9 protein-coding genes are annotated in these 12,226 nt (G+C 67.3%); 5 read left to right on the top strand and 4 right to left on the bottom strand.

Features of this window, described 5'->3' with window-relative positions; all coding sequences use genetic code 11:
• Positions 1 to 6 precede the first annotated feature (6 nt).
• Genes glgB through glgX form a run of 5 tightly spaced genes read left to right on the top strand, consistent with a single transcriptional unit; the run spans position 7 to position 8,361 of the window.
• The gene (gene glgB / locus EH199_RS11235; protein ID WP_124809344.1) at positions 7 to 2,175 is read left to right on the top strand and encodes a 1,4-alpha-glucan branching protein GlgB; all 2,169 of its coding nucleotides are present in this window, start codon (positions 7 to 9) and stop codon (positions 2,173 to 2,175) included.
• Between the two features lie 19 nt (positions 2,176 to 2,194).
• The gene (gene glgC, locus EH199_RS11240) at positions 2,195 to 3,457 is read left to right on the top strand and encodes a glucose-1-phosphate adenylyltransferase (protein WP_124809345.1); all 1,263 of its coding nucleotides are present in this window, start codon (positions 2,195 to 2,197) and stop codon (positions 3,455 to 3,457) included.
• Positions 3,454 to 4,908 (top strand): glycogen synthase GlgA, encoded by a 1,455-nt coding sequence (gene glgA, locus EH199_RS11245; RefSeq protein WP_124809346.1) that lies wholly within the window; start codon positions 3,454 to 3,456, stop codon positions 4,906 to 4,908. Before glgC ends, glgA begins: the two co-directional genes overlap by 4 nt.
• Complete coding sequence (locus tag EH199_RS11250) at positions 4,905 to 6,533, top strand: alpha-D-glucose phosphate-specific phosphoglucomutase (protein ID WP_124809347.1); 1,629 nt, start codon at positions 4,905 to 4,907, stop codon at positions 6,531 to 6,533. Before glgA ends, EH199_RS11250 begins: the two co-directional genes overlap by 4 nt.
• Before the next feature lie 10 nt (positions 6,534 to 6,543).
• Positions 6,544 to 8,361 carry a glycogen debranching protein GlgX gene (gene glgX / locus EH199_RS11255; protein ID WP_223806624.1) on the top strand — a complete coding sequence of 606 codons (1,818 nt, stop codon included), beginning with the start codon at positions 6,544 to 6,546 and terminating at the stop codon, positions 8,359 to 8,361.
• Here the strand turns inward: glgX and EH199_RS11260 are convergent.
• From EH199_RS11260 to EH199_RS11275, 4 genes are all read right to left on the bottom strand, one after another.
• Positions 8,352 to 9,983, bottom strand: a complete 1,632-nt coding sequence (locus EH199_RS11260) for an FAD-binding oxidoreductase (RefSeq protein ID WP_124809348.1) — start codon at positions 9,981 to 9,983, stop codon at positions 8,352 to 8,354. The two genes, glgX and EH199_RS11260, sit on opposite strands and share 10 nt — an antisense overlap.
• On the bottom strand, positions 9,980 to 10,297 hold the full coding sequence (locus EH199_RS11265; RefSeq protein WP_124809349.1) for a cytochrome c: 318 nt from the start codon (positions 10,295 to 10,297) through the stop codon (positions 9,980 to 9,982). The genes EH199_RS11260 and EH199_RS11265 overlap by 4 nt, the downstream gene beginning before the upstream one ends.
• A gap of 148 nt (positions 10,298 to 10,445) precedes the next feature.
• Positions 10,446 to 11,102 (bottom strand): TetR/AcrR family transcriptional regulator, encoded by a 657-nt coding sequence (locus tag EH199_RS11270; RefSeq protein ID WP_190287233.1) that lies wholly within the window; start codon positions 11,100 to 11,102, stop codon positions 10,446 to 10,448.
• Between the two features lie 53 nt (positions 11,103 to 11,155).
• Positions 11,156 to 11,839: an alpha/beta hydrolase gene (locus EH199_RS11275; RefSeq protein ID WP_124809351.1), complete on the bottom strand. Its 684-nt coding sequence runs from the start codon at positions 11,837 to 11,839 to the stop codon at positions 11,156 to 11,158.
• Positions 11,840 to 12,226: the final 387 nt, after the last annotated feature.

Here is a 12,226-nt window from a genome sequence, read left to right on the forward strand (position 1 = left end):
AGCATCATGAAGCCATCGGCGCGCGCCATCGAAGCCCTGCTCAGCGGGACGCACGCCGATCCGTTTTCGCTTCTGGGAGTGCATCAGGGCCCGGAAGGCGCGTTCGCCCGCGCCTTCCTGCCCGGTGCGGAAGAGGTGACCGCCTGTTCGCTGAAAGGCCGCAAGCTCGGCACACTGGAACGCGTGGACGGGCGCGGCCTGTTCGAAGGCGCGGTGACGGGCAAGGCGCAGCCGGTCAAGTACCGCTGCAAGGCCGGCACGCACGAATGGTGGGTGACCGACGCGTTCTCGTTCGGCCCGGTGCTGGGGCCGCTGGACGATTTCCTGATCAACGAAGGCACCCATTTCCGCCTGTTCGACAAGATGGGCGCGCACTGCATCGAGCACGAAGGCGTGCCCGGCGTGCATTTCGCGGTCTGGGCACCCAACGCCCGACATGTTGCCGTAGTCGGCGATTTCAACGGCTGGGATCACCGCCGCCACCCCATGCGCAAGCGCGCGGACATCGGCGTGTGGGAGATCTTCGTGCCCGATGTGGGGCCGGGCCAGGCCTACAAGTACCGCATCGTCGGCCCGACCGGAAAGGTCCAGCCGCTGAAGGCCGACCCCTTCGCCTTCGCGTCGGAAATGCGGCCGAAAACGGCCTCGCTTACCGCGCGTCCGGCCAAGCCTGATTGGGGCGATGACGCGCACCGCGCGCACTGGGCCTCGGTCGATGCCCGGCGCGAACCGATGTCGATCTACGAGGTTCATCCCGGATCGTGGCGCAAGCCCGGCGAGGACGCGTTCCACACCTGGGACGAACTGGCCGACCTGCTGATTCCCTATGTCGTCGACATGGGTTTTACCCATATCGAGTTCCTGCCGGTCAGCGAACATCCCTATGACCCGAGCTGGGGCTACCAGACGACCGGCCTCTACGCGCCATCCGCGCGCTTCGGCGGGCCGGACGGGTTCGCCCGCTTCGTCGATGGCGCGCACCGCGCGGGCGTGTCCGTGCTGATCGACTGGGTGCCGGCGCACTTCCCCACCGACGAACACGGCCTTGCCCGGTTCGACGGCACCGCGCTGTACGAGCACGAAGACCCGCGGCTGGGTTTCCATCCCGACTGGAACACCGCGATCTACAACTTCGGGCGGCGCGAAGTGTCCAGCTTCCTGGTCAACAACGCGCTGTTCTGGGCCGAACAGTATCATGTCGACGGGCTGCGCGTGGATGCGGTCGCCTCGATGCTGTACCGCGATTATTCGCGCGAGGCCGGGGAATGGATTCCCAACGAACAGGGCGGGCGCGAGAACTGGGAAGCGGTGGCCTTCCTCCAGAAGATGAACAAGGCGGTCTATGGCAGCCATCCCGGCTTCGTGACCGTGGCCGAGGAATCGACTGCCTGGCCGGGGGTGACGCTGCCGGTGGGCGATGGTGGCCCCGGCGCCACCAGCCTGGGCTTCGGGTTCAAGTGGAACATGGGCTTCATGCACGATACGCTGCAGTACATGGCGCGCGAGCCGGTCCACCGCCGCTACCATCACGACGAGATCACCTTCGGCCTGGTCTATGCCTTCAGCGAGAATTTCGTGCTGCCGCTGAGCCATGACGAGGTGGTCCACGGCAAGGGATCGCTGCTGACCAAGATGAGCGGGGACGACTGGCAGAAGTTCGCCTCGCTGCGCGCCTACTACGGAATGATGTGGGGCTATCCCGGCAAGAAGCTGCTGTTCATGGGGCAGGAATTCGCCCAGCGGCGGGAATGGAGCGAGGCGCGGTCGCTCGACTGGGAACTGCTGGAAGCGCCAGCGCACGAGGGCGTCCGCCGCTGGGTGCGCGACATCAACCGTGCCTACACGTCCACCCCGGCCCTGCACGCGCGCGATTGCGAAGCGGAAGGCTTTTCCTGGCTGGTGGTCGACGATGCGCTCGCCTCGGTCTTCGCCTGGCTGCGCAAGGCGCCGGGGCAGAAGCCGGTGGCCGTGGTCTGCAACATGACGCCCGCCGTCCACGATCACTACCGCCTGCCGCTGCCGCACGACGGTGCCTGGCGCGAGGTGCTGAACAGCGACGCCGCCGTCTATGGCGGCAGCGGCCGGGGCAACATGGGCCACATCACCGCGCACGATGGCGCGGCGCTGGTGGTGCTGCCGCCGCTGGCGACACTCTATTTCGAATACGAAGGCTGAACAGAAAGGGGCAGAGGACATGGCACGGGAAACATACGGGCAGCCGCTGGCGCGCGATGCGATGGCCTATGTGCTGGCCGGGGGGCGCGGCAGCCGCCTTCGCGAACTGACCGACAACCGCGCCAAGCCGGCGGTCTATTTCGGCGGGATGAGCCGCATCATCGATTTCGCCCTGTCCAACGCGATCAATTCGGGCATCCGCCGCATCGGCGTGGCCACGCAGTACAAGGCGCATTCGCTGATCCGCCACATGCAGCGCGCGTGGAACTTCATGCGCCCCGAACGCAACGAAAGCTTCGACATCCTGCCCGCTTCGCAGCGCATCTCGGAAATGCTGTGGTACGAAGGCACCGCCGACGCGGTCTACCAGAACATCGACATCATCCAGGCCCACGCGCCGAAATACATGGTCATCCTGGCCGGCGACCACATCTACAAGATGGACTACGAGATGATGCTGCGCCAGCACGTCAACTCGGGCGCGGACGTCACGATCGGCTGCCTTGTCGTGCCGCGCAAGGACGCCACCGGTTTCGGCGTGATGGCGGTGGACGAAAACGACGCGATCACCGCCTTCGTCGAAAAGCCGAAGGACCCGCCCGGCATTCCCGGCAACCCCGGTTTCTCGCTCGCCTCCATGGGCATCTACGTGTTCGAGACGAAGTTCCTGTTCGACCAGTTGCGCCGCGATGCCGAAACCCCGGATTCGCAGCGCGATTTCGGCAACGACATCATCCCCTACATCGTGAAGCACGGGAAGGCCGTGGCTCACCGCTTCACCGCCAGCTGCATCCGCGCGGCGGAGGAGATCGAGGAATACTGGCGCGACGTGGGCACGCTGGACGCCTATTTCGAGGCCAATCTCGACCTGACCGACACCGTGCCCAAGCTGAACATGTACGATCGCGACTGGCCGATCTGGACCGACCAGATCATCGCCGCGCCCGCCAAGTTCGTGCACGACGAGGAAGGGCGGCGCGGCATGGCGATCTCCTCGCTGATCTCGCAGGACTGCATCGTTTCGGGCGCGCTGGCGCGGCGCAGCCTGCTGTTCACGGGCGTGAAGATGGGGAGCTTCTCGTCGTGCGAGGAAGCGGTGATCCTGCCCTATTGCAACATCGGGCGCGGTGCGCGGCTCAGCCGCGTGATCCTCGATTCGGGCGTGCGCATTCCCGAAGGACTGGTCGTCGGCGAGGATCCCGAACTCGACGCACGCCGCTTCCGCCGCACCGACAACGGCGTCTGCCTGATCACCAAGGACATGATAGAGCGCCTCGCATGACGATTCGCGTCCTGTCCGTCACCTCCGAAGCCGTGCCGCTGGTGAAGACCGGCGGTCTGGCCGATGTGGCCGGCGCGCTACCCGATGCATTGGCCCCGCATGGCGTGGAGATGACCACGCTGCTGCCGGGCTATCCGGCGGTGTTGAAGGCGCTTGGCAAGGCGAAGGCCATCCACACCTGGGATTCCCTGCTGGGGGAGCCGGCGCGGCTGCTGGCCGGCAAGCTGGGCGATCATCCGCTGCTGGTGCTGGACGCGCCGCGCCTCTTCCAGCGCGAAGGCGGCCCCTATGTCGATCCCTTCGGCTACGACTGGGGCGACAACTGGCGGCGCTATGCCGCGTTCGGGCGCGCGGCGGCCGACATCGCCGGCGGAGCGGTGAAGAAGCACGGCTTCGACCTGGTTCACGCGCATGACTGGCAAGCGGGCATGGCGCTCGCCTACCTGCGGTTCGCGCCGTTCGGCGGCAAGGCCCTGCCTTCGGTGATGACCATTCACAACATGGCGTTCCAGGGCTATTTCGGGGGCGACCTGTTCCCGCTGCTCGACCTGCCGCCCCAGGCCTGGTCCATGGACGGCGTTGAATATCACGGCGGCGTCGGCTTTCTGAAAGCCGGGATGGAAGCGGCCAGCACCGTCACCACCGTCAGCCCCACCTATGCCCGCGAAATCCGCCTGCCCGAATTCGGCATGGGTCTGGAAGGGCTGATCGTCAGCCGGGGCGATCGGGTGCGCGGGATCGTCAACGGCATCGATACGGAGCAATGGAACCCGCAGGCCGATCCCGCACTCAAGGTGAATTTCAGCGCTCGCACGCTGGCAAAACGCGCCGCCAACAAACGGGCGCTGGAGCAGGAGTTCGCGCTGGAACCCGGCGATGGTCCGCTGTTCGTGGTGATCAGCCGGCTCACCTGGCAGAAGGGCATGGACGTCCTGCTCGAAGCGATCGACCATCTCGTCGGGATCGGCGGGCGTCTTGCCCTGCTGGGGTCGGGCGATGCGGCGCTGGAAACGGGCTTCCACCAGGCCGCCGCGCGCCATCCCGGCCGCGTCGCCGTGCGCATCGGCTATGACGAGGCGCTATCGCACCGGATGCAGGCGGGGGGCGACGCGATTCTCGTGCCCAGCCGCTTCGAGCCGTGCGGCCTGACCCAGCTCTATGGCCTCGCCTATGGCTGCGTGCCGGTGGTGGCGCGCACCGGCGGGCTGGCCGATACGGTGATCGACGCCAACCTTGCCGCCACCAATGCCGGCGTCGCCACGGGCATTCAGTTCACCGGCGTCCACTGGCAGGCGCTGACCGAGGCGATCAGCCGCGCCGCCGCGCTGCACCGCCAGCCAGACCTGTGGCAGAGCCTGCAGCGCAACGGCATGAAGGCGGATTTTTCGTGGAGCCGCAGCGGCAAGGCCTATGCCGACCTCTATTCCGAACTGATCGCGGAGGACCGATGACCGTTACCGTTCCGAGTTCGCCCTATGCCGGACAGAAGCCGGGAACGTCCGGCCTGCGCAAGAAAGTGAAGGTCTTCGCGCAGCCCAACTATGCGGAAAACTTCATCCAGGCGGTGTTCGACGTGGTGCAGCCGGCACCCGGCGCCACGCTGGTGATCGGCGGGGACGGGCGCTACCACAACCGCACCGTGATCCAGCAGGCAATCCGCATCGCCGCCGCCAACGGCTATGGCCGGGTGCTGGTGGGCAAGGGCGGCATCCTTTCGACCCCCGCCGCCAGCCACGTCATCCGCAAGTACGAGGCATCGGGCGGCCTGATCCTGTCGGCCAGCCACAACCCCGGCGGCCCCGACGAGGATTTCGGGATCAAGTACAACATCGCCAACGGCGGCCCCGCGCCCGAAAGCGTGACCGAGGCGGTCTATGCCCGCACGCAAGTGATCGACCGCTGGTTGACGGTGGATGCCGAAGACGTTGATCTCGACACCTGCGGTTCCAGCGCGGTGGCCGATACGATCGTGTCGATCATCGATCCCGTGGCGGATTATGCCGATCTCATGGAAACGCTGTTCGATTTCGGCGCGATCCGGCAGGCCGTGGCCAGCGGCTTTACCATGGCGTTCGACGCGATGAGCGCGGTGACCGGCCCCTATGCGATCGAAATCCTCGAAAACCGGCTGGGCTTTCCGGCCGGCACCGTGCGCAACGGCACGCCGCTACCCGATTTCGGCGGGCATCATCCCGATCCGAACATGGTCCACGCCAAGGCGCTGTTCGATCAGATGTTCGCCCCCGATGCGCCCGATTTCGGCGCGGCGTCGGACGGCGATGGCGATCGCAACCTGATCGTGGGGCGCGGGCGCTTCATCACGCCATCGGATTCGCTGGCGATGCTGGCCGCCAACGCGCATCTCGCGCCGGGCTATGCCGGGGGCCTGAAAGGCATCGCCCGCTCCATGCCCACCAGCGCGGCGGCGGACCGCGTGGCCGAGGCGCTGGGCGTGCCCTGCTTCGAAACGCCCACCGGCTGGAAGTTCTTCGGCAACCTGCTCGATGCCGGCATGGCAACGATCTGTGGCGAGGAAAGCGCCGGCACCGGATCGGACCATGTGCGCGAAAAGGACGGGCTGTGGGCGGTGCTGCTCTGGCTCAACATCCTGGCCGTGCGCGGTATCAGCGTGGACCAACTCGCGCGCGAACACTGGGCGCACTATGGCCGCAACTATTACGCGCGGCACGATTACGAAGCCTTGCCGACCGATATCGCCGACGCGCTGATCGCGGAACTGCAGGGCAAGCTGGCAACGCTGCCGGGCCAGCATTTCGGCCCGCTGACCGTCGCGCAGGCCGACAGCTTCTCGTACCTCGATCCGGTCGATGGCTCGACCAGCGCCAACCAGGGGTTGCGCGTGCTGTTCGAAGGCGGTTCGCGTATCGTGTTCCGCCTGTCCGGCACCGGCACCGAGGGCGCGACGCTGCGCGTCTATCTGGAACGCTACGAACCCGCCGGCGGTGATCTGGACCGCGAAACGCCCGCCATGCTGGCCGACCTGATCGCGGCGGCCGACGCCGTGGCCGGCATCGTGCGCCACACAGGCCGGATGGCGCCCGACGTGGTGACGTGAGGGAGGTGACGTGAGCGGGGCGGCCGGCGTCAGCATCGGATCGGGCGCCACGCGCTTCGCGGTGCGCGCGCCGCTGGCCGAGGCGGTATGGCTGTGCCTGTTCGACGAGGGCGGCGAACGGCGCGAACCCATGGCGCGCTTCGGCGAGACGTGGATCGCGGAACTGCCCGGCGATCTTGCCGGCGCGCGCTATGGCTATCGCGCCGCAGGCCCGTGGGCGCCCGAACGCGGGCTGTGGTTCGATCCGGCCAAGCTGCTGGTCGATCCCCAAGCCGTGGAGCTGGACCACCGCTTCGCCTACGATCCGCGCCTGTCGCATTTCGGGGTGGACACCGCGCCGCTCGTGCCCAAGGCGATCGTTCCCGGCGCGCTCCCGGCCTGCCCCCATGAAGCCCCGCGTTTCACCCGCGGCGGGCTGATCTACGAAGTGAATGTGCGCGCCTTCACCATGCTGCACCCCGATGTGCCGGAGGCGCTGCGCGGGACGGTGGCGGCGCTGGCCCATCCTGCCGTGCTCGCCCACCTCCAGAAGCTGCACGTCAGCGCGGTGGAGCTGATGCCGATCGTGGCGTGGATCGACGAACGCCACCTGCCACCGCTGGGGCTGTGCAACGCCTGGGGCTACAACCCGGTGGCACCGATGGCGCTCGATCCCGGCCTGTGCCCCGGCGGCGTGGCCGAACTGCGCGATACCGTGGCCGCGCTTCATGCGGCGGGGATCGGCGTGCTGCTCGATCTGGTGTTCAACCACACCGGCGAAAGCGACGTGTTCGGCCCCATCCTGTCGCTGCGCGGGCTGGACAACGCCGCCTATGCCCACGCGCCCGACGGCAGCCTGATCAACGATACCGGCTGCGGCAACACGCTCGATTTCGGCAATCCCGCGGTGCGGCGGCTGACGCTCGACACGCTGCGCCATTTTGTGCGCCATGCCGGCGTGGACGGCTTCCGCTTCGATCTTGCCCCGATCCTGGCGCGCAGCCCCGGCTTTGCCGCCGATGCCCCGATCTTCGCCGAGATCGCCGCCGATCCGCTGCTGGCCGACCGGGTGATGATCGCCGAGCCGTGGGATATCGGCCCCGGCGGATACCAGCTCGGCCGGTTTCCCGACACCTGGCTGGAATGGAACGACCGCTACCGCGACGATGTGCGGCGCTTCTGGCGCGGCGATGCCGGCGTGGGCGTGCTGGCGACGCGCGTCGCCGGATCGTCCGACGTGTTCGGCCAGGAACGCTGCCGCAGCGTGAACTTCCTCGCCGCGCACGACGGGTTCACGCTGGCCGACAGCGTAGCCTACGCACACCGCCACAACTGGGCCAATGGCGAGGACAACCGCGACGGCCATGGCGAGAACTTTTCGTGGAACAACGGGGTGGAAGGCCAGACCGACGATTCCGCCGTGCTCGCGCGCCGCGCGGCGGACCTGCGCGCGCTGCTGGGCACGCTGTTCGGCTCGACCGGCACGATCATGCTGACCGCCGGCGACGAGTTCGGCCGCACGCAGCAGGGCAACAACAACGCTTACGCGCAGGACAACGCGATCGGCTGGGTCGACTGGGCCGGCCGCGACCGCGCACTGGAAGACTGGGTCGCCAGCCTATCCGCCTGGCGCGCGGCCCGGGCGGACTGGTTCACCCGCTTCCCGGAGGACGGAGAGTGGTCATCGCTCGATGGCCGGCCGATGGATGCGGCGCTGTGGGAAGCCCCCGGGACCGAAGGCTTCCGCTATGCCTCGCACGATCCGGCCCGCCCCTTCGCGCTGACGATCGACCGGGCCGCCCGGCTGGCCCTGCCTGCCGATGCCGCACCCGCCGATAATCAGGGATGAATCCCCGATTTGCCCGGTGAGAGAATACCGTTGGGATCGATCGCGCGCTTGAGCGTGCGGTTGAAGTCGCGGTTCACCTCGCCGTATTGCTGCGCCACGAGGTCCATCGAATTGACCCCGGTGCGATAGCTGGCCCAGCCCTGCGCGCCGAAGCGCGTGACCAGTTCGCGGTAGCAAGCGTCGGCCTTCTGTTCCTGCGTCGGGTCGGCCTTGTCGAACAGCAGCGCGATGATGTGGTGCAGATCGCGCCAGCCGATCGCATAGGCGGCGGTGTAGTCGAAGCCGTGCTTTTCCACGATCTCCTTCGCCAGCGCGGTCTGCCGCTCCGCTTCCACGCCGCGCGCCGCCGCCACGGGGGCGAACCAGGCAAGGCCACCGCCCGCCCCGCGCCAGCGCAACAGGCCCACTTCGTCCAGGTTGAGGCCGCCCTGCATCAGCGTCTGGTGGTGGTGGAACCACGGGTTGCCTTCCATCTCCGCCGCCGTCAGCACCTCGCCGCCGCTCGCGGTCAGCGTCGCCCGGATAATCGGCTCCACCCCCGCCACCGTCTGTTCGGTGCCATAGAGCGCGAAATAGGTGTTCCACATGCCAAGGCCGTTGGCGCTGGCCGCCTTCTTCAGCGAGGCTTCATCGAGCGGCGCGCCATCGGGCACGATCTCGTTGCGCCGCTTGAACATGGCCAGCTGGTACGATGCGCTCATCATCAGGTTGCAGTTGGCGACAAGGTTGGACACGCGCAGTGGCCGCATCGCCTCGATGATCTTCGGCACGTCCTCCATATTGGCATGGCGCACCATGAAGGGCTTGTAGACCGGGGGCTTGGGCATCAGCCACAGGCCCATTTTGGTGACGATGCCGAAGTTCGACTGCGTGAACAGGCCATCGAGATAAGGCCCGTAGCCCCACTTGAACGCCTGCCACGCCGTGCTGCCCTTGATGCTGCCCATGCCGGTGCGCATCAGCCGTCCATCGGGCAGGCACACTTCCATGCCGCACTGGAACATGAAGTGTTCGCCATAGGGCGTGTAGCCCACCCCGCGATCAAGCGTGTTGCCCACCGGCGAGGCGATCGGGCCGACGGTAGGCACGTCGATCCACAGCGGGATCTTGTGCTCCTCCAGGTAATCCTTGAGCTGCTGGTAGGTGACGCCCGGTTCGAGCAGGCAGGTGCCGAGATCGGCGTCCACTTCCAGGATGCGGTTCATCCGCTTGAGATCGAGCACGACCTGTCCCGGCGTGGCCGGCGCGGTCATGCCATAACCCATGTTCTTGCCGGTCGAGACGGTCCACAGCGGCTGCTTGTAGGTATTGGCGATGCGGACGATCTCCTGCACCTCCTCCACCGACTGCGGGCAGACCGCGCCCACCGGCTTGTACTGGTGAGCGGGATCGGGAATGTAGGTCTTCGACCAGGGCACCACCGCCTCCTCGTCGCCGAACACCCATTCCGCGCCGACCACGCCCCGGAACGCCTTCATCGCGCCGGCAAAGTCCGCCTTGGTGCGCCCCGGCGCCAGCGGCGCGGGGTTGGCCGCGCTCGCCCCAGTACCCAGCCCCGCCGCCAGCGAAGCCCCCAGCCCGGTGCCGAGCAGGCTGCGACGATCGATCGAAAAGCCGCTCATTGTCCGTGCTCCTCCTTGCGCGCGGGCGCCGCCGCGATCCACGCCGCCAGCGCGTCAAGCTCCGCTGGCGTCACTTCGGTCGGGCGGAACGCGGGCATCCCGTTCTGGCCATGCCGCGCCACGTATTTCACGGTTTCGGCGGGCAAGTGACGGCCCAGCAGGATCGGGCCGACGTTGCGGCCGTGGCAGTACCCGCACACTTTCGCATAGATCTGCTCGGGCGCGCGCGGCGCCTGCGCCTCTCCCAGCCGCTGCTGCGCGGCCACCGGGCCAGCCAGCGCCAGCACGATCATGCCTCCATACACGCGAAGCATCCCACAACTCCCGTCCGGGGGCTGTGCGCCCCCTTTTTCATATCTTACTATATGTAAAATTTGAACGCGGAAGGGATAGGGAGTCAAGCGCTGCGAACGCCGCGCGTGTCACGCTGCGAAATGCGGGCAGGTGCCCCGAAAACGGGCATCAAAGATCGGCAAGCGGCGTGCGCGCCAGCACCGCCGCCTTCGCGGGAGCCATGCCCAGCCCGACAAGCACGGACTCGGCGATCTGCGCCGGGTAATCCTCCCCCGTCTCCTCGCGCAGCAGGGTCACCAGCGCCGAAAGCGTCGCGCCGAGCACGACATCGCGGCCGATGCGCGCGTCAGTGATGCGGAAGGCGCCGGACGCCATGCCCTCTTCCACCGTGCGCTGCGCCTGCTGGTGCGTCTCCGCGCCGAAGATGATGCCGCAGGCGCTGATGTTGACGATCGACCAGGCCCAGCGCGCATCCTGCTGCCCGCGCCGCAGGTAGTACCGGATCGCGGTGGCGGTGCGCTGCGCGGCATCGGGCAGCGTGCCGATCGCCTGCACCACCGCCGCCAGAAAATCGTGCGTCACTTCCCAGGACAGCGCCTCGCGCAAGTCCTCCATCCCGGTGAAGTGGTTATAGAACGTGGGACGGGTGATCCCCGCCGCGTCGCAGATTTCCTCGACGCGGGTAAACAGGCCGTTTTGCCGCCCAAACAGATCGAAGGTCGCCGCCAGAATCCGCGTGCGGGTGCGCGCCTTGCGCTCGCGGCCGATTTCGGCGCGGCGTTCGCCATCGATCCTGCGCTCGCCCGCGCGTGCTGTGCCGGCCATTTCCATTGCCGGGGCTTAACGCGCGGGCCGTGGTGCAGGCAATGGTCCGCGGATCAGCGCTCCGCCAGATGCTGCCCCCGCCCATCGCCGATGGAGCCGAGACGCGGCAACGGCCGCTTGCCCGCGACCGCCGAACGCAAGCCGTCCGGCAGCAATTGCGAGAGCAGAAGCTGGCCGAAGGTCCACTCGCCCAGATCGGATTCCGCGTTGATATGACCGGCCGGCCCCGCATCGGCGAAACGGCTGCCCCATACCGTGGCCAGGCGACGCGCTGCGCTGAAGCGCAGGTAGGGATCGTTGCGACTGGCGACGAGGATCGAGGGGAACGGCAGTTCGGCAGGCGGGAACGGCGCAAACCGGGTCAGCCGCCGGTCAAGCGGGCGCTCCTCCACGTCCGGCGGCGCCACCAGCAGCGCACCCACCACCGGCCCGTCGCGGCCGGGCTGTTCGTATTCGGCCCACCATGCCACGGCAAGGCAGCCCAGGCTGTGCGCGACGAGCACCACGGGGCGGTCGGCCCGCTGGATCGCCAGGTTCAGCTTGTTGACCCAGGTGTTGCGATGTGGATCGTCCCACAGGCCAAGGTCGACCCGGTGGCAATTGTCGAATTCCTGTTCCCAGATGGTCTGCCAGTGGCCGGGGCCGCTGTTGTTCAGCCCGGGAACAGTGAGCACAAGGGGTTCGCGATCGGTGTTGGTGCCGGAAGGCAGCCCCGAAAGCAGCGTATGGGTGGCCATGATTGCATCTCCTGAAGGATTGCCGGCCGGTCGACTCGGAATACGTCCCGACGCCCTCAAGATAACTCAACTCATAAAGTAGACAATTTCCGAGCGGTGGAATGATTTCTTTTCAGGCCCAAGCGCGGGCTTGGCATCTGGCGTGCCTGATCCGATCCGCGCGGCGGAGAATTAACGATCTGTAATTGCCCTGACACATCGCGGGAAGAAGCGAGCGGCTAGATGCGGTATCGGCCTTGAATTCCAACTTCAGCGGATAGGGGCCAAAGTGCGCAGCAATCCCGGGACAGACGGCCGGCTTTCGGGCCAGCCGCCTGTCCTTGGAGCCAGGCGCCGGCACCGGCGTCACAATAATGGCACACTCGCGGTGCCACGAGCCGGAAGGAT

The sequence above is a fragment of the Novosphingobium sp. LASN5T genome (assembly GCF_003856955.1).
GTDB lineage: Bacteria > Pseudomonadota > Alphaproteobacteria > Sphingomonadales > Sphingomonadaceae > Novosphingobium.